Raw genomic sequence first — 16,601 nt, forward strand, 5'->3', positions numbered from 1 at the left:
AAGGGGCGCGGATACGATCCCGGCATGGGAAATCGCGAGGACCTGCTGGCCGGAGCGCGCCGCTGCCTGGAGGAGAAGGGGTACCTGCGCACGACCGTGCGCGACATCGCCTCGGCGTCGAACGTGAGCATGGCCGCGATCGGCTACCACTTCGGCTCACGCGAGGCCCTGCTCAACCTCGCCCTCTTCGCCGCCATGGACGAGTGGGCCGCTGGCTCCGGCCGCCTCGCCGGTCAGGGCGACACCCACGAGGAGCGCTACGCCGACACCTGGGACCGCAAGATCCGGGACTTCGGCGACATGCGCTGGCTCTGGATCGCCTCCGTCGAGGCCTTCGTCCACGCCCAGTCCTCGCCCGAGCTGCTCGCGACCCTCGCCGAGGGCCAGCGCCGGTCCCGGCGCATGGTGGCCGCCCAGCTGCGCGGGGTCCCCGAGGACGCGGTCGCCGAGGAGGACGTACGGGCCCTCGGGTCGGTGCACATCGCGCTGCTGAGCGGGGTGATGGTGCAGGCGCTGACCGACCCGGAACGGGCGCCGACGGGACGCGAACTCGTCCAAGGGCTGCGCGCCATGGTCGAGTTGCTCGAAAGCTGAGCACTACCGACGGGTAGCAAAGGCGGGTTCCGCACGCCATAATCCCGTCCCATCACCGGGTCGGCAAAGGGGCGGGCATGGGCGTGGACACAGGCGTGGACAGGGACACGGACGAGGCGGCGCACACCGCCGCGGGCCCGGGCGGGGGCGCCCGCCCGGCGCTGCGCCTGGACCGGCGGCGGTTCCTCGGCGGCGCGCTGGCGGCGGGCGCCGCCCTGGCCCTCGGAGCCGGCGCGGGACCGGCCTCCGCCCGCACCCTCGGCACACAGGACTGGATGGCCGGACTCGGCGACTCCACGGCCCTGCAGCGCATGACCATCCCCGGAACGCACGACTCCGGCGCCACCAAGGGCGGCCTCTACGTCGCCTGCCAGAACACCTCGATCGCCCAGCAGCTCGACTCCGGCATCCGCTTCCTCGACGTCCGCTGCCGGGTCACGGGCGGCTCCTTCGCCATCCACCACGCGGCCTTCTTCCAGGACCTGATGTTCGGTGACGTCCTCGTCGCCTGCTGGAACTTCCTCGCCGCGCACCCCTCCGAGACCGTGCTGATGCGCGTCAAACAGGAGTACTCCGGCGACAGCGACGCCACCTTCCGCGCGATCTTCGACGACTACCTCGACCACCGCGGCTGGCGCCCGCTCTTCCGGATCGCCGACACCCTGCCCACCCTGGGCCAGGCCCGCGGCAAGGTCGTCCTCCTCGCCGACAACGGCGGCCTGCCCGGACTGCGCTACGGCGACGGCAACCTCTTCGACATCCAGGACGACTACAACACCGAGCCCTTCGCCAAGCGCGGCCGGATCGAGGACCAGTTCCGCAAGGCCGTCCAGCAGCCCGGCAAGCTCTTCGTGAACTACGTCAGCACCGCCGCCTACATGCCGCCGCGCTGGAACTCCGACCGGCTGAACCCGCAGGTCCACGCCTTCGTCGACGGCGGAGAGCTGGCCGGCCGGACCGGGCTCGGGATCGTCCCCATGGACTTCCCCAACACCCGCTCCGGACTGGTCGAATCACTCATCCGGCACAACTGACGGCCCCTGCGGGCCGGCCGGGGACTCCGGCCGGCCCGCAGGCGGCGGCGTCGGAGCGCCCGGAATGCGCAGCACCGCCTCCGTACCCGGACCGCCGTCCAGCGGGGCGCGCAACGCGGCCGTGCCGCCCGCGCGCTGCGCCGTACGGGCCACGATCGACAGGCCGAGCCCGCTGCCCGGCAGGGCCCGCGCCGACGGCGACCGCCAGAACCGCTCGAACACGTGCGGGAGGTCCTCGGCCGGAACACCGGGACCGTGATCGCGTACGGTCAGCTCGCCCGCCCGCAGCGACACCTCCACCGCGCCGCCCGGCGGGCTGAACTTCACCGCGTTGTCGAGGACGTTGACCACCGCCCGCTCCAGCGCCGCCGCCTCGCCCCGCACGTACCAGGGCTGCAGGTCGGAGGCGAAGGCCAGCTCCGGGCCGCGCAGCCGGGCGCGGGACAGCGCGCTCTGCGCGATCTCGTGCAGGGCCACCACCTCCAGCCGGGCGGGCGGTGCCGCGTCCGGCCGGGACAGCTCCTGGAGGTCCCCGATGAGCGAGGCCAGCTCCGTCATCTGCGCCTTGACCGAGGCCAGCAGCTCCCTGCGGTCCTCGGGCGGGATGGCCCGTCCGGTGGACTCGCTGCGCGCCAGCAGCTCGATGTTGGTCCGCAGTGAGGTCAGCGGGGTGCGCAGCTCGTGACCGGCGTCGGCGATCAGCTGGGCCTGGCGCTCCTGGGAGGACGCCAGCGCGGCCGTCATCGCGTTGAAGGACCGGGACAGGCGGGCGATCTCGTCCTCGCCCTCCACCGGGATCCGGACGGTGAGGTCCTCGGTACGGGCGATGTGCTCCACGGCGTCGGTGAGTTCGTCGACCGGGCGCAGCCCCGTCCGGGCCACCCACAGTCCGGCCGCACCCGCGCCGACCGCACCGATGCCGCTCACCAGGAGCAGGACCCAGGCCAGGGTGGACAGCGGCTTGTCCACGTCGGCCAGCGGCTTGGCGATGGAGATCGCGAACAGCTGCCCGTTCGTCTGCGCGGCCAGGGTGTAGACCCGCATCGTGGTGCCGTCGGTGGTCGTCACGTCGTGCAGGGTGGGCAGCCGCTTGCCCGCGGCGACCTGCCGGTCGATCGGGGTGACGGGCAGGGTGGTCATCCCGCCCACCCAGCAGTGGCCGCCGTCCGCGGTGACGATCTGGACGGTCGCGTTCAGGTTCCCGGCGATCTCCTGCGTCGGCCGGGCGGGCGCGGTGACACAGCCCTCCCGGAGCACCCGCACCACCTGGGCGTCCGGGTTGGTCGCCATCAGGGAGCGGTCCAGCTGCTCGCTCAGCTGCGTGCGGACCATCACCCACGACACGGCGGCGACGGCGGCGACGGCCACCGCCACCGCCACCGTGACCAGCAGCGCGAGCCGCGAGCGCAGCGGCAGGGCGCGGAACCTGGCGACCGGGCTCACTCGGGCCCCCCGGAATCGCCGGCCCCCGCCACGCGCAGTACGTACCCCACCCCGCGCACGGTGTGCACCAGGCGGGGCTCGCCCCCGGCCTCCGTCTTGCGGCGCAGGTACATGACGTACACGTCCAGGGAGTTGGAACTCGGCTCGAAGTCGAAGCCCCAGACGGTCTTGAGGATCTGCTCGCGGGTCAGCACCTGGCGCGGGTGCGCCAGGAACATCTCCAGCAGGGTGAACTCGGTGCGGGTCAGTTCCACCGGCCGCCCGGACCGGGTGACCTCGCGCGTCGCGAGGTCCATGCGCAGGTCGGCGAAGGCCAGGGTCTCCGTGTCCGGCGCCTCCCCGCCGCCGGGCCGCGGGGCGGCGTACGCACTGCGGCGCAGCAGGGCGCGGACGCGGGCGAACAGCTCGTCGAGCTCGAACGGCTTGACGAGGTAGTCGTCGGCGCCCGCGTCGAGGCCGGTGACGCGGTCGCCGACGGTGTCGCGGGCGGTGAGCATCAGGATCGGGGTGGTGCTGCCGGAGGCGCGCAGCCGGCGGGCCGCCGTCAGGCCGTCCATCCGGGGCATCTGGATGTCCAGGACGATCAGGCCGGGGTCGTACGCGGCCGCCTTGTCGAGGGCGTCGAGACCGTCGACGGCGGTCTCCACGGCGTATCCCTCGAAGGCGAGGCTGCGGCGCAGGGCCTCCCGCACGGCCGGCTCGTCATCGACGACGAGGATGCGGTGCGGGTCGCCTTCGGCCGGATTCATCTGCGGTCCCCCAGGGGTCGTGGTCGGTCGTACCAGGCTCGCACGGCCCGTCTAGAAGGAGGTCCCGAAGCCGTAGGCGGCGCCGCCGTTGTCGCCGCCGTCGCCCTTGGTGGCGCCGGCGCCGCCGGAGCCGCCCTTGCGGAGGGAGGCCAGATCGGACTTGACCGTGTTCACCGGGATGGCGAAGCCGAGGCCGACGCTGCCGGCGCCGGAGCTGTCGCTGGCGGGGGAGTAGATCGCGGAGGGCATGCCCACGATCTCGCCGTTCATGTTGACGAGGGCGCCGCCGGAGTTGCCCGGGTTGAGGGAGGCGTCCGTCTGGATGGCCTTGTACGAGGTGGTGTTCGAGCCGGTGTTCCCGTTGAACTGCTGACCGTCGTACGAGAACGGCCAGCCGCCGTTGCCGCGCTGGCGCTGCGGCGCCTGCTGCTCGGACTTGGGCACGTTCACGTCGCGGTTCAGCGCCGAGACGATGCCGCTGGTGACCGTGCCGGTGAGGCGGTCGGGCGAACCGATGGCCACGACCTGGTCGCCGACCCTCAGGCCGTCGGAGTCACCGAGCCTGGCCGCCTTGAGGCCTCCCGCGCCATGGAGTTTGATCAGGGCGAGGTCCTTGTCGGGGTCGGTGCCGACGGTCTTCGCCGTGTACTTCTTGCCGTCGCTCATCGTCACCTGGATCGCGGTGGCGCCGTCGACCACGTGGTTGTTGGTGACGATCTCGCCGTCGGCGGTGACCACGATCCCGGAGCCGGTGCCCTGGCCGGAGCCGGTGCGGGTGTCGATCCGGACGACGGAGGGGCTGACCTGCTCCGCCACGCCGGCGACGGTGCCGGTGCTGGACTGCGAGACGTTGGTGCCGCTGATGCCGCCGCCGCCGTGGCCCTGGGAGGCGAGCAGCTGCTCCACCCCGACGGCGGTGCCGCCCCCGACGACGGCGGCGGCCAGCGCCACGGCGGCGAGCAGCGCGACGGGCCGCTTGGCGCGGACCGCGTGGGCGGGGCCGGCCGGGGCCGGAGGGGGCTGGTGTGCTTCGAACCATCCGGGCGCCGCTGCCGGGGCCGCCGGGCCCGCCGGGGGCGGGTAGGCGGGCGGCGGCGGGTAGGCCCCGCCGAGGGGCGCGCTCTGGGCCGGGCCGTTCTCCTGCGGGTACTCGCCTTCGCGGCGGAAGTTCTCGGTCATGCCTATGACTGTGTCCGCGGATCATGAGAGCTTCCTGAGTCCCCGCTGAGAAGCCCGACAGAACGTCGTATGCCCGCTATGAACCCGCCCCTCCCGCGGGCAGCTCCCCAAGCTCCCACCCCCGTGCACCCCGCCCGACGACCGGGGCTGCCGCCCCCGCCCCCGGCGCTGTGGGGTGCGAGGGGCGCGTGGAGGTGGCGCCCCTGGCGCTGCGGGGGCGCGAGGGGCGAGGGGGAGGGTCAGTGGCAGCCGCAGGAGCGGCGGATCACCAGGGCCGAGGGGAACTGCTTCAGGCGTTCGCGGCGGGAGCCCGCCACGCGCAGGCCGTCGTCCAGGACGAGGTCCACCGCGGCCCGCGCCATCGCCGGGCGGTCCGAGGCGATCGTCGTCAGCGGCGGGTCCGTCAGGGCCGCCTCCTTGACGTCGTCGAAGCCGGCCACCGCCAGCTCCCCGGGCACGTCGATGCGCAGCTCCCGCGCCGCGCGCAGGACGCCGATCGCCTGGTCGTCGGTGGCGCAGAAGATGGCCGGCGGCCGGTCCGGGCCGGAGAGGACCTCCAGCGCCACCCGGTACGCGTCGTAGCGGTTGTACGGGGCCTCGAAGAGGCGGCCTTCCGTCGAGCGGCCCGACTCCTGCATGGCCCGGCGCCAGCCCTCGACGTGGTCGGCGACCGGGTCGCCGACCGACGGGGTGTTCTCCACCCCGCCGATGCAGGCGACGTACTCGTGTCCGTGCTCCAGCAGGTGGCGGGTGGCGAGCTGCGCGCCGCCGATGTCGTCGGTGACGACCGCGACGTCGTCGATCGCCTCGGGCCGCTCGTGCAGCAGCACCACCCGCGCGTCCCAGGCCTCGATCTCCGAGGCGGCCCGCTCGCTCATGCCCTGGCTGACCAGGATCAGGCCCGAGACCCGCATCCCGAGGAAGGCCCGCAGGTAGTGCACCTCGCGCTCGTCCCGGTAGTCGGAGTTCCCGACGAGGACCATCTTTCCGCGCTCGGCGGCCGCCTGTTCGACGGCGTGCGCCATCTCGGCGAAGAACGGCTGCCGGGCATCCGGGACGATCATGCCTATGAGGTCGGTGCGCCGCGACGCCATCGCCTGGGCGACCCGGTCCGGGCGGTAGCCCAGCTCCTTGATCGCGGCGAGTACACGCTCGCGCGTGGCCGGGGCGACCGGCCGGGGTCCGTTGTTGATGACGTAGCTCACGACGGCGGTAGAAGTTCCCGCAAGTCGCGCCACGTCGTCCCGCGTCACCTTGGCCACGCTCGGGAGTCTACGCGGGGTGACCTACCTCTGGGCAGGCCGTCCTGCCGACTGGACGATCACAGGAGGTTCCTCCATACGGGGGACGTCCGCCGACGCCTTGGCAGCGGCCTGGGCCGCAGCCTCCGCAGCCGCCCGCTCGACCTTCTCCGGGGTGACGAAGCGGTAGCCGACGTTGCGGACCGTGCCGATCAGCGACTCGTGCTCGGGGCCGAGCTTCGCGCGCAGCCGCCGTACGTGGACGTCGACCGTCCGGGTGCCGCCGAAGTAGTCGTACCCCCAGACCTCCTGGAGCAGCTGGGCGCGGGTGAACACCCGGCCCGGGTGCTGGGCGAGGTACTTCAGCAGTTCGAACTCCTTGAAGGTGAGGTCGAGGACCCGGCCCTTCAGCTTCGCCGAGTACGTCGCCTCGTCGACCGACAGGTCGCCGTTGCGGATCTCCATGGGGGAGTCGTCGGAGCCCAGCTGCTGGCGGCCGGTGGCCAGCCGCAGCCGTGCCTCGACCTCGGCCGGGCCCGCGGTGTCGAGGAGGACGTCGTCGATGCCCCAGTCGGCGGTGACGGCCGCGAGGCCGCCCTCCGTGACGACGAGGATCAGCGGACAGCCGGGGCCGGTGGAGCGGAGCAGCTGGCAGAGCGACCGCACCTGCGGCAGATCGCGGCGGCCGTCGACGAGGATGACGTCGGCGCCGGGGGTGTCGACGAGGGCCGGGCCCTCGGCGGGTGCCACCCGGACGTTGTGCAGCAGCAGGCCGAGCGCGGGCAGCACCTCGGTGGACGGCTGCAGGGCATTGGTCAGCAGCAGGAGGGAGCTCATGCCCGTCCACCTGCCCAGGTCGAGCGGTCTTGCACGGTTCGCTGGTCCATCACGTCGGTTCCTCCTCGGTCCCGTCGAGGACTTTCGCGGTACTGCTTCGTACGTGGTGCGTGCTGCGGTCGTGGCGGCCTGCCGGTCCCCGCGCCCTGAGGCCCGGCGGACACCACTGTTCTCGGTCCGTTCAACGTTCTGAAAGCACAAAAGGACCCGGGGGCAACGTTGCCCGGATCCTCTCGCCAGCAGAATAGCCCACCCGCCGGTGCGGGGCAGAGGTTCGGCCTCCACCTCTTCTGTGGTTCCTGCCACCCTTACGCCCAGCTTATGCCCCGGTTTCACCGGATCGATGGACGTACGGCGGACCGCCCGGGTGCACACGGGGCGCGCGGAGGCGCACGGGACCAGAGGACGGGAGGGGTCATCATGGAGGCCGACGGTAGAGAGCCGACGATAGGAGCTGCAGTGGCAACCGGAACCATCCGCTACTGGGCGGCGGCCAAGGCCGCGGCCAAGACGGCGGAGGAGCCGTACTCGGCGCAGACGCTGGCCGAGGCGCTCGACGCCGTGCGGGAACGCCACCCCGGAGAGCTGACCCGGGTCCTGCAGCGCTGCTCCTTCCTCGTGAACGACGAGCCCGTGGGCAAGCGCCCGCACGATGCCGTTCCGCTGACCGAGGGGGGCACCGTCGAGGTGCTCCCGCCGTTCGCGGGCGGGTGAGCGGAAACCGATGAGTACCCCCGAGGAACAACAGCACCAGCAGGCCGCGCAGGCCGCACAAGCCGCGCAGGCCGCACAAGCCGCGCAGGCCGCACAAGCCGCGCAGGCCGCGCAGCAGGACCCGTACGGGACCCAGACCTGGCAGTCCGACACCTGGGACACCGGCTACCAGCCGGTGCAGCCGCAGCCGCAGCCGGGTGCACTGCCCGGCCAGCCCGTGGCACCCGACGGCTGGTTCAGGGACGAGGCGCAGGCCCCGCAGGCCCCGGCCGCAGCCCAGGACTGGTCCGGGGGCGCCGCGTCCGGCGCGGCCTGGCCGCAGGACCCCGCAGCCGCCGGAGAACGGTCCGCGTACCCGCCGGCCTACCCGGGCCAGGACCAGGGCCAGGCGGCGGCCGCACCGCAGTCCTTCGCTCCCGAGGGCTGGTTCCGGGACGAGGCGCCCGCCGCGCAGGCGCCGGTGGCGCAGTCGTCCGCGGGCGCCTGGTCGCCGGGTGTGGCCTCCGCCGCCGAGCAGACGGCCTACCTCCCGCCCCAGGCCGCGGCTCCGTCCGCCGCTCCGGCTGCCGGTCCGGCCGCCGAGCAGACCGCGTACCTGCCCCCGTACCCCGGGCCGGGGGACGCGGCCGGGCCGGCTGCGGCCGCCGCGGCCGAGCAGACCGCGTACCTGCCGCCGTACCCCGGACCGGGCGCGCCCGGACCGCAGCCTTCCGCTGCGGCCGCCGAGACCGCGTACCTGCCGCCCTACCCGGGGCCGGAGGCCGCCGAGCCGCAGCCGCAGGGGCAGTCCTTCGCTCCCGAGGGCTGGTTCCGGGACGAGGCGCCCGCCGCGCCGGCCCCGGTGGCGCAGTCCTCCGCGGGCGCCTGGTCGCCGGGTGCGGCCTCCGCCGCCGAGCAGACGGCCTACCTCCCGCCCCAGGCCGCCGCTCCGTCCGCCGGTCCGGCTGCCGAGCAGACCGCGTACCTGCCGCCCTACCCCGGACCGGGGCCTTCCGCTGCGGCCGAGCAGACCGCGTACCTGCCGCCGTACCCCGGGCCCGGGGAGCCGGCCGCGCCGGACGCCCAGACCGGCGCGCCCGCTCCGGCGGCCCGGACCGCGGCCGCCGGGACCGCGGCCGCCGCGGGCGCCGAGGTCCCCGGCGAGGAGCCCGAGTACTCCCCGCCCATCCTCGGCGGGAACACCCTGCGCGCCGTCGACCCGGCCCAGGCCCGCGCCGAAGGCCGGTCGCCGATCATCGACCCGGGCCCGCAGCCGGCCGTGCTGACCGCCGCACTCGGGCTGCTGCTGGCCGGGGCCGCCGCCCTCGGGGACCTCGCGCTGCTCGTTCCGCTGGTGGTCCTCCAGGGGCTCACCGCGGCCGGCTGGTTCCGGCTCAACGGAATGTGGCCCGCCCGCCAGGGCATCGCCCTGGCCTTCCTCGGGGCCCTCGTCGCCGACGGAGCCGTGCTCGCCGTCGACGACACGTACGGCCCCGGCGCGATCATCGGCACCCTCGGGGCCTGGGTCCTGCTCACGCTGGTCCTCCAGCTGCGCAGCCACGCCGACCCCGACGAGCGGATGTACGGGCTGATGGCCTCCGTGGCCTCCGCCGCGCTCGCCATCGTCTGCGCCGGCTACCTCGCCGCCGACTCCGCGGCCGTCACCGTCGGCGCGGTCGCCGTGGCCGTGGCGGTGTTCACCCGTGCGCTGCCGCTGCCGACCCCGGCCTCCGTCGGCGTCTCGCTGGCCGCTGCCGCGGGAGCCGGGATCGCGGTCGGCGGGCTGACCTCCGTCGGCGTGGGCGGGGCGCTGGTCGGCCTGGCCGCCGGGGTGTGCGCGCTGATCGGGCTGCGGGTGGCCGCGTACGACTACCCGTCCAAGTTCGTCCACATGACGGCCGGCGTCGCGCTGCCGCTGGCGGCGGCCGCTCCCCTGATCTACCTGATCGGCCGGGTGGTCGGCTGACGGCGGACGCGCCGTGGAGCCCGGCGCGCCCGCCGCGAGGCGGCCGACCATGGTCCACTAGAACGCACGTACCGATCTACAGGGGGTGGGGCACGTGCGGTTCCTGCGTGTCGTTGTGATCATCGCAGTGGTGCTCGGCGCACTGTTCGCCGGCGTCGACCGCTGGGCGGTGAACTACGCCGAGAACCGGCTGGCCGAGCGCATACAGGCCCGCCAGGGCCTCGCCGGGTCCACGGAGGTGGACATCCACGGGTTCCCGTTCCTGACCCAGGCGCTCAGCCACGACCTCGAACAGGTCGACGTGAGGCTGGACGGCGTCGAGGCCGTCTCGGACGGCCGCAAAACGCGCCTCTCGCAGCTGAACGCCACCTTCCGCGGTGTGAAGCTGAACGGCGACTACAGCGGCGGCACCGCCCGGCGGGCCGAGGGCACGGCCCTCGTCACGTACCGGGACCTGACCGAGGCCTCCCAGACCGGGGTGACGGTCACCTACGGCGGGGCGCCCGGCAAGGTGAAGGTCACGGCGGCCGTGGAGGTCCTCGGCCGCAGGCTCGCCCCCAGCGTGGTGTCGACCGTCACCCTCGTGGACGCCCCGGGCGGCGGCAGGATGGTCCGGGTCCGGGCCGACGAGGTGCCCGGCGAGGGCCTGCCCGGGATCGAGAGCGCGGTCCGCAAGAAGACCGACTTCGACCGCCGGCTCGACGGCGGCCTGCCGGCCGGGCTCAAGCTGGACACGCTGACCTCCGACGAGTCGGGCGTGCACCTCACCCTGAGCGGCTCGGACGTGGCGTTGGCCGGATCCTGAGACAGGACGGTCCGATCCGCAGAAGGACGGGCCGCCCGGAGGCCCCCGGAGGCGGTGCGGCGGCCGGTCCGGGGCGTAGGCATCCCGCCATTCGGACGATCCTGTCTCGGAATATGACACGCCGGTGACAGGGCGGCCGGTTCGTCCCTACGATCCATGGCTATGAAGCATCAGCAGGCGGACCTCACGAAGCGACGGGCAGTAGACCTGTGTCGCGTCGCCGCCATGCTCTGTCGATCCATGTGACCTGTGAGCGCTTCCGCTCCCTCAGCCGGACGACCGTACTTCCCGTGTGACCGCATCGCAGCCGCCCCTTCCCGCCCACTGGCGCCTCCCCGCACAGTGCCCGAGGACGCGGCCCGCAGCGGTACGCACCAGCAGCACCCGCAGAACGCCCCACAGCACCTGCACCTGCACAGCACGCCCCGCCGCACACTGCCCCGGAGGAGAACACCATGAGCCGCAGCGACGTCCTCGTCGACGCCGACTGGGTCGAGGCCCACCTGAACGACGCCAACGTCGTCATCGTCGAGGTGGACGAGGACACGTCCGCCTACGACAAGAACCACATCACCAACGCCGTCCGGATCGACTGGAAGCAGGACCTCCAGGACCCGGTCCGCCGCGACTTCGTGGACCAGGAGGGCTTCGAGAAGCTCCTCTCCGCCAAGGGCATCTCCAACGACGACACCGTCGTCCTCTACGGCGGCAACAACAACTGGTTCGCGTCCTACGCCTACTGGTACTTCAAGCTGTACGGCCACCAGGACGTCCGCCTCCTCGACGGCGGCCGCAAGAAGTGGGAGCTCGACTCCCGCGACCTGGTCGACGGCACCGAGGTCCCGAACCGCCCGGCCACCCAGTACAAGGCCCAGCCGCAGGACGCCTCGATCCGCGCCTTCCGCGACGACGTCGTGGCCGCGATCGGCGCCCAGAACCTGGTCGACGTCCGCTCGCCCGACGAGTTCTCCGGCAAGCTGCTCGCCCCGGCGCACCTCCCGCAGGAGCAGTCGCAGCGCCCCGGCCACGTGCCGAGCGCCCGCAACATCCCGTGGTCGAAGAACGCCAACGACGACGGCACCTTCAAGTCCGACGAGGAGCTGACGGCCCTCTACGAGGCCGAGCAGGTCGACCTGTCGAAGGACACCATCGCGTACTGCCGCATCGGTGAGCGCTCCGCGCTCACCTGGTTCGTGCTGCACGAGCTCCTGGGCCAGGAGAACGTCAAGAACTACGACGGCTCCTGGACCGAGTACGGCTCCCTGGTCGGCGTGCCGATCGAGCTCGGCGCCAACAAGTAACCACGACGGCCGGGCACGCGACGCCCTCCGTAGATACGACCTCTCTAGGACAGGACAGAGAACATGTGTGGAGCACAGATCGGCGGGCCCGACCTCGCGACGCTCAAGCCCGGTGAGACCGCCATCCAGGGCCAGGTGACCAAGGACGGCGAGCCCGTCAGCGGCTACGTGCGCCTGCTCGACTCGACCGGCGAGTTCACCGCCGAGGTCCCGACCTCGGCGACCGGCCAGTTCCGCTTCTACGCGGCGACCGGCACGTGGACCCTGCGCGCGCTGGTCCCCGGCGCCCAGGCGGACCGCGCCGTGGTCGTGGCCGAGGCCGGCGGCGTGACGGACGTGGCGATCGCGGTCTGAGAGCACTGCACGCCTGCATGACCGGCCGAAGGGCCGCACCCCCGGGGGTTGGACGCCACTGGAACGGGGTGCGGCCCTTCGCGCCGTCCGCGCGCTTGTGTTCGACGGGGGCCGCCCTACCCTGGAGGCATGTACGCCCGGCGGCGCCGCGTCTACTTCCTCCTGATGGGCGGATGCATCTTCCTGTTCGTATCCGCCTGGTCCTTCGTGCGTCTCTTCTCGGTGGAGGCGGCCGTGGCCCTGTGCGTGGTCGCCATGGTCATCCCGCCGGTCGCCGCGATGATCGCGAACCGGCGCGGGCCGGAAGACCGCTGGTGGGACGATCCCTCGGGCGATCCCAAGTCCGACGAGTGGTGGGACGAACTGGACGGAAAGCGGCGTCACGAGGACTGAAACGCCGCGAGATAAGAATGTAATAAGCACGCGTACAACCAGCCCTCTCCCGTACAGGTCATGGCTGTGCACGGGTGATCACCACCCGGCACTTCACGTCCTGACGGGGGACTTCCTTGGAACACGCACCGACCACCCCTGAGCAGCCGGAAGGGGAGGGGACCGGAGCCGAGACCGGAGCGCGCCGCCCCCGCGGCCGCCGCCGCACGGTCCTCCTGATCGCCGCAGCCGTCGTCCTCGGCGTGCTCGCGGGCACGGTCACCGGCTACGCGATCCAGTACGACCGCGAGCCCACCCCGCTGCCGCCACTGGCGCAGCAGAAGATCGGCCAGCCGAAGCCGCAGGCCCCGAACGAGTCGACGAGCACCCGCACCATCAACGCGGGCCGCTGGCATCCGACCGACGACGACCTGGCGAAACTCCTGATCGAGGCCCCCTCCGGGGCGCAGGTCCGTTACTCGGGGAGCCGGTCCCTGGACGAGTTCTCGGCCGAGTACTACAAGCAGCCGGGCCACGGTCTCGCCAGCCAGATCGACCACGGCGTGCGGCGGATCGCCGAGCTGGAGTGGGCGCAGGACGACCGGAACTTCGTCACGATCCGGCTCTTCCAGTACCGGGACCGCTCCGGTGCCGACTGGTACCAGCACGACCACTCCTACCTGGACACCAAGGAGTACATGGGCAACCCCGGCAAGGACCTGCCCGGCGTGCCCGCCGGCTTCGGCCACCTGTGGGTGGCCTCCGAACAGCGGCAGGAGCCCGGTTACCTGCCGACGAAATGGGCCCGCGTCATCGCCCGGCGCGGCGGTGTCGTCATGGAGATCGAGTACATGAACAACCGCGGCGTCGTCGACGAGAACGACGTCGCCGAGATCGCGAAGCGACAGTGGGAGCGGCTGTGAGCGAACCGCAGGACACCACCGAGGCCCTGACGGCCGAGCCGGCTGCTCCCGAGGCGGCCCCCGGCGCCGCCCCGGCCACCGCGCCCCGGGCGCGCAGCCGCCGGACCGCGGCGCTGATCGCGGGTGCGGTCGCCGTCGCCGTCCTCGCGGGCGGCGCCCTCTGGGGAGCCGGGCGGCTCGCCGACGCCGACCGCACCGCGCAGACCCGCTACTGGAGCGCGGCGGACCCCGGCCCCCGGCCCGCCGGAACACCGGATCCCAAGCCGACCGTGCCGCCGAACGCGCTGACGGGCAGGCTGCTGCCGCTCCCCGGCGGCTTCGAGCCCGGCCCGGACATCGACGAGGACGGCAACGACTTCTACGTGTCGGGCGAGCGGGCGCTCCAGTCCCTCAAGGACGTGCGCTCCGGACTGTCCGGCGACCAGCGGGCGCAGCGTGACAAGGCGCTGGCCGACCTGAAGCTCAAGGGCATGGCAGGACGCAGCTACCGGCAGGTCCGCGAGAGCGAGGTGGTGGAGATCCACCTCACCCAGGCCGACCCCCAGGCCCTGGCGAAGTTCTCCGAGTTCAGCAAGAAGCTCCTGGAGCTGACGGGCGACGACGGCGACGCCCCGAAGATCGAGGGTTTCCCGGACGCCAAGTGCGCGCTGGAGACCCTCGGCAAGGAGAAGACGGAGGACAAGCACAAGATCGGAGCCATGGACTGCGTGGCCCTCCAGGGCGATGTGCTCGTGGACTTCCGGATGTACGGGCGCAAGCCGTTCTCCGCGAACGACGGCGCCGACCTGTTCAAGCGGCAGCTGAACCACCTGAAGTCCCCCGGGGAGTCCGTGTGACCGAGCAGAACACCGCCGTGGCCGGGACGGCCCCCGCCGCCGAGCCCCAGCCGCAGGCCCCCGCGGCCCCCGCCGCGCCCAAGGACCGCCGCACGCTGTTCGCCGCGCTGCGCTGGACGGCCGCCGTGCTCGTCTTCGCCGCCGTCGGCACGGGGGTCACGTACGGGATCACCCGGGCCGAGCGCACCGACGTCCCCGGCCTGTCCACCGAGGACGACGGCCGCTGGACGTACCCGGCCCTGACCAAGCCGCAGCTGCCGGCGGGCGCCGCGCTGCCGTTCGCCGCGGACAACCCGGAGGGCATCCACTACGCCGGGCTGAACCAGCTGCTGCTTCCCGCACCCGCCGGCGCGACCGCCGACTCCACGCTGAAGCGGGAGAAGGACGAGGCGGTGACGGTCGACGCCTTCCTGGAGGAGTACCAGGCGGGCGAGCGGGAGAAGCTCAGGACGCAGCTCGTGAACGAGGGGCTGCGCCAGATCGCCGGGCGCGGCTGGACCACCCCGGACGGCACCCGCACCCACATCTACCTGCTGCGTTTCCAAGGCCCCGGATTCGTGGACGCCTTCAAGGGCTGCACCGTGTCCACGGGCCTGGCCAACGCCTCGGTGCTGGAGGCCGACCCGGTCTGGAGCGAGGCCAAGCGGAACCAGCGCAACGACCTGGGCAGCGACAGCGCGGCCGCCGGCCCCTCCTGGCGCAGTGCCCGCGACGTCACGCTCTACCAGGAGGCCCAGCCGGCCGGGGACGAACAGGTCCGGTTCGGCTGCGTCCAGTCGGGTGACATCCAGGCGCTGGTCCTGCAGACCCGCAAGGGGCAGGCCCCGGTCGTCCCGTTCCACCAGACGCTGATCCTGCAGAGCCAGCTGCTGTACTGACCCCCGGGAGCGGCGTGCGGCCTACCTCACGGAGTGCGCCGGTCCCCGGGCCAGTAGGCTTGGGGACCGGCCCCGTACACGCCCACATCACTCCGAGGAGCACCCCGTGCTTGAGGCATTCTTCACCTCCCTGCTGGTCCTGGTCTGCGTCGGCGTGCTCGCCTTCACCGGCCTCGCAGTGAAGAAGCTGTACCAGGGCCAGCGCTGATCATCCGATCGGCCGCCGCCCCGGACCCGGAACCCCTCCCACAGATCGCCTGAGCAGCCATTCATGATCCAGATCCCGTCCGACCTGAACCCGGGCCTCGTGCCCCTCGCCTTCCTCCTCGGTACCTGGGAGGGCGCGGGCGTCTTCGACTTCCCCGGTGAAGAGAAGTGCAACTTCGGCCAGGAAGTCGTCTTCAGCCACGACGGCCGGGACTTCCTGGAGTACACCTCCCACAGCTGGGTCCTCGACGCCGAGGGCAACAAGGTGAGGCCGCTGGAGTCCGAGTCCGGCTACTGGCGCATCGACAAGGACCGCAAGGTCGAGATCGTCATGGTCCGCGACCAGGGCGTCGTCGAGGTCTGGTACGGCGAGCTCGCCGACCAGAAGCCGCAGATCGACCTCGTGACGGACGCCGTCGCCCGCACCGCGGCCTCCGGCCCGTACAGCGGCGGCAAGCGGCTCTACGGCTACGTCAAGAGCGACCTGATGTGGGTCGGCGAGAAGGCGACGCCGGACGTCGAGCTGCGCCCGTACATGTCGGCCCAGCTCAAGAAGGTCGTCACCCCCGAGGAAGTCGCCGAGATGGCGCGCAACCTCCCCGACATGCCCGACGACGGCATCGCCTTCTTCCGCTGAGTCCGTGCGCGAAAAGGGGACCGCGGGCCGAGCCCGCGGTCCCCTTCCCGCGCTTACACTGGCCGGGTGGGGAGCATCGGAGACACCGAGAGTGCCGACTGGAAGAGCGACCTGCGGCAGCGCGGATACCGGCTGACCCCGCAGCGCCAGCTCGTGCTGGAAGCCGTCGACACGCTGGAGCACGCGACACCCGACGAAATCCTCGCCCATGTCCGCAAGACCGCCTCCGGGGTCAACATCTCCACCGTCTACCGCACGCTGGAGCTCCTGGAGGAGCTGAAGCTGGTCTCGCACGCCCACCTCGGGCACGGGGCGCCCACGTACCACCTCGCCGACCGGCACCACCACATCCACCTGGTCTGCCGCGAATGCACCGACGTGATCGAGGCGGACGTGGACATCGCCGCCGAGTTCACCGCGAAGCTCCGCGCCACCTTCGGCTTCGAGACCGACATGAAGCACTTCGCGATCTTCGGACTCTGCAAGAAGTGCGCCGCCGGACAGCACGCCGCTCCGGCATAGGGGCCGCCCGGGCAGGGTCGTAGGCTGGGT

19 protein-coding genes are annotated in these 16,601 nt (G+C 72.7%); 14 read left to right on the forward strand and 5 right to left on the reverse strand.

All coding sequences use genetic code 11. From position 1 onward, the window contains the following. Window positions 1-24 precede the first annotated feature (24 nt). Both ACIPK4_RS00170 and ACIPK4_RS00175 read left to right on the forward strand, forming a co-directional pair. A complete protein-coding gene (locus tag ACIPK4_RS00170) occupies window positions 25-594 on the forward strand; it encodes a TetR/AcrR family transcriptional regulator (protein ID WP_054222586.1) in 570 nt (189 codons plus the stop codon). Window positions 595-671: 77 nt separating this feature from the next. Next, window positions 672-1,628 (forward strand): phosphatidylinositol-specific phospholipase C, encoded by a 957-nt coding sequence (locus ACIPK4_RS00175; RefSeq protein WP_402307892.1) that lies wholly within the window; start codon window positions 672-674, stop codon window positions 1,626-1,628. On the opposite strand, the gene ACIPK4_RS00180 is transcribed toward ACIPK4_RS00175, so the two are convergent. From ACIPK4_RS00180 to ACIPK4_RS00200, 5 genes are all read right to left on the reverse strand, one after another. Then, the gene (locus ACIPK4_RS00180; protein ID WP_402307894.1) at window positions 1,608-3,071 is read right to left on the reverse strand and encodes a sensor histidine kinase; all 1,464 of its coding nucleotides are present in this window, start codon (window positions 3,069-3,071) and stop codon (window positions 1,608-1,610) included. The genes ACIPK4_RS00175 and ACIPK4_RS00180 overlap by 21 nt on opposite strands. Beyond that, window positions 3,068-3,820, reverse strand: coding sequence for a response regulator transcription factor (locus ACIPK4_RS00185; RefSeq protein ID WP_402307896.1), 753 nt, complete (start codon window positions 3,818-3,820; stop codon window positions 3,068-3,070). Before ACIPK4_RS00185 ends, ACIPK4_RS00180 begins: the two co-directional genes overlap by 4 nt. 51 nt (window positions 3,821-3,871) lie before the next feature. After that, window positions 3,872-4,999 (reverse strand): S1C family serine protease, encoded by a 1,128-nt coding sequence (locus ACIPK4_RS00190; protein ID WP_402307898.1) that lies wholly within the window; start codon window positions 4,997-4,999, stop codon window positions 3,872-3,874. A 239-nt stretch (window positions 5,000-5,238) separates the two neighbouring features. Then, a complete protein-coding gene (locus tag ACIPK4_RS00195; RefSeq protein WP_054222582.1) occupies window positions 5,239-6,261 on the reverse strand; it encodes a LacI family DNA-binding transcriptional regulator in 1,023 nt (340 codons plus the stop codon). A gap of 24 nt (window positions 6,262-6,285) precedes the next feature. Beyond that, window positions 6,286-7,077 carry a response regulator transcription factor gene (locus tag ACIPK4_RS00200; RefSeq protein WP_054222581.1) on the reverse strand — a complete coding sequence of 264 codons (792 nt, stop codon included), beginning with the start codon at window positions 7,075-7,077 and terminating at the stop codon, window positions 6,286-6,288. A gap of 459 nt (window positions 7,078-7,536) precedes the next feature. Between ACIPK4_RS00200 and ACIPK4_RS00205 the strand changes: the two genes are divergently transcribed. The 12 genes from ACIPK4_RS00205 to ACIPK4_RS00260 all read left to right on the forward strand — a co-directional run bounded on the left by ACIPK4_RS00205 (window position 7,537) and on the right by ACIPK4_RS00260 (window position 16,571). Beyond that, window positions 7,537-7,791, forward strand: a complete 255-nt coding sequence (locus tag ACIPK4_RS00205) for a MoaD/ThiS family protein (RefSeq protein WP_054222580.1) — start codon at window positions 7,537-7,539, stop codon at window positions 7,789-7,791. Window positions 7,792-7,801: 10 nt separating this feature from the next. Beyond that, window positions 7,802-9,736: a hypothetical protein gene (locus tag ACIPK4_RS00210; RefSeq protein WP_402307900.1), complete on the forward strand. Its 1,935-nt coding sequence runs from the start codon at window positions 7,802-7,804 to the stop codon at window positions 9,734-9,736. A 94-nt stretch (window positions 9,737-9,830) separates the two neighbouring features. After that, the gene (locus ACIPK4_RS00215) at window positions 9,831-10,541 is read left to right on the forward strand and encodes a DUF2993 domain-containing protein (RefSeq protein WP_402307902.1); all 711 of its coding nucleotides are present in this window, start codon (window positions 9,831-9,833) and stop codon (window positions 10,539-10,541) included. Between the two features lie 162 nt (window positions 10,542-10,703). Further along, a complete protein-coding gene (locus ACIPK4_RS00220; RefSeq protein WP_350206375.1) occupies window positions 10,704-10,787 on the forward strand; it encodes a putative leader peptide in 84 nt (27 codons plus the stop codon). A gap of 209 nt (window positions 10,788-10,996) precedes the next feature. Beyond that, window positions 10,997-11,842 carry a sulfurtransferase gene (locus tag ACIPK4_RS00225; protein ID WP_030300854.1) on the forward strand — a complete coding sequence of 282 codons (846 nt, stop codon included), beginning with the start codon at window positions 10,997-10,999 and terminating at the stop codon, window positions 11,840-11,842. 63 nt (window positions 11,843-11,905) lie between these two features. Continuing rightward, the gene (locus tag ACIPK4_RS00230; RefSeq protein ID WP_327284077.1) at window positions 11,906-12,196 is read left to right on the forward strand and encodes a DUF1416 domain-containing protein; all 291 of its coding nucleotides are present in this window, start codon (window positions 11,906-11,908) and stop codon (window positions 12,194-12,196) included. A gap of 129 nt (window positions 12,197-12,325) precedes the next feature. Continuing rightward, on the forward strand, window positions 12,326-12,589 hold the full coding sequence (locus ACIPK4_RS00235; protein WP_054225783.1) for a DUF3099 domain-containing protein: 264 nt from the start codon (window positions 12,326-12,328) through the stop codon (window positions 12,587-12,589). 116 nt (window positions 12,590-12,705) lie between these two features. Further along, window positions 12,706-13,491 (forward strand): hypothetical protein, encoded by a 786-nt coding sequence (locus ACIPK4_RS00240; protein ID WP_402307906.1) that lies wholly within the window; start codon window positions 12,706-12,708, stop codon window positions 13,489-13,491. Beyond that, window positions 13,488-14,327, forward strand: coding sequence for a hypothetical protein (locus ACIPK4_RS00245; RefSeq protein ID WP_402307908.1), 840 nt, complete (start codon window positions 13,488-13,490; stop codon window positions 14,325-14,327). The genes ACIPK4_RS00240 and ACIPK4_RS00245 overlap by 4 nt, the downstream gene beginning before the upstream one ends. Next, complete coding sequence (locus ACIPK4_RS00250; RefSeq protein ID WP_402307911.1) at window positions 14,324-15,205, forward strand: hypothetical protein; 882 nt, start codon at window positions 14,324-14,326, stop codon at window positions 15,203-15,205. Before ACIPK4_RS00245 ends, ACIPK4_RS00250 begins: the two co-directional genes overlap by 4 nt. Window positions 15,206-15,476: 271 nt before the next feature. After that, window positions 15,477-16,049: an FABP family protein gene (locus tag ACIPK4_RS00255; protein WP_030157076.1), complete on the forward strand. Its 573-nt coding sequence runs from the start codon at window positions 15,477-15,479 to the stop codon at window positions 16,047-16,049. A 66-nt stretch (window positions 16,050-16,115) separates the two neighbouring features. Beyond that, window positions 16,116-16,571: a Fur family transcriptional regulator gene (locus ACIPK4_RS00260; RefSeq protein ID WP_376202347.1), complete on the forward strand. Its 456-nt coding sequence runs from the start codon at window positions 16,116-16,118 to the stop codon at window positions 16,569-16,571. The last annotated feature ends 30 nt before the right edge of the window (window positions 16,572-16,601 follow it).

The organism is Streptomyces sp. NPDC086989, assembly GCF_044745505.1.
Classification (GTDB): Bacteria; Actinomycetota; Actinomycetes; order Streptomycetales; family Streptomycetaceae; genus Streptomyces.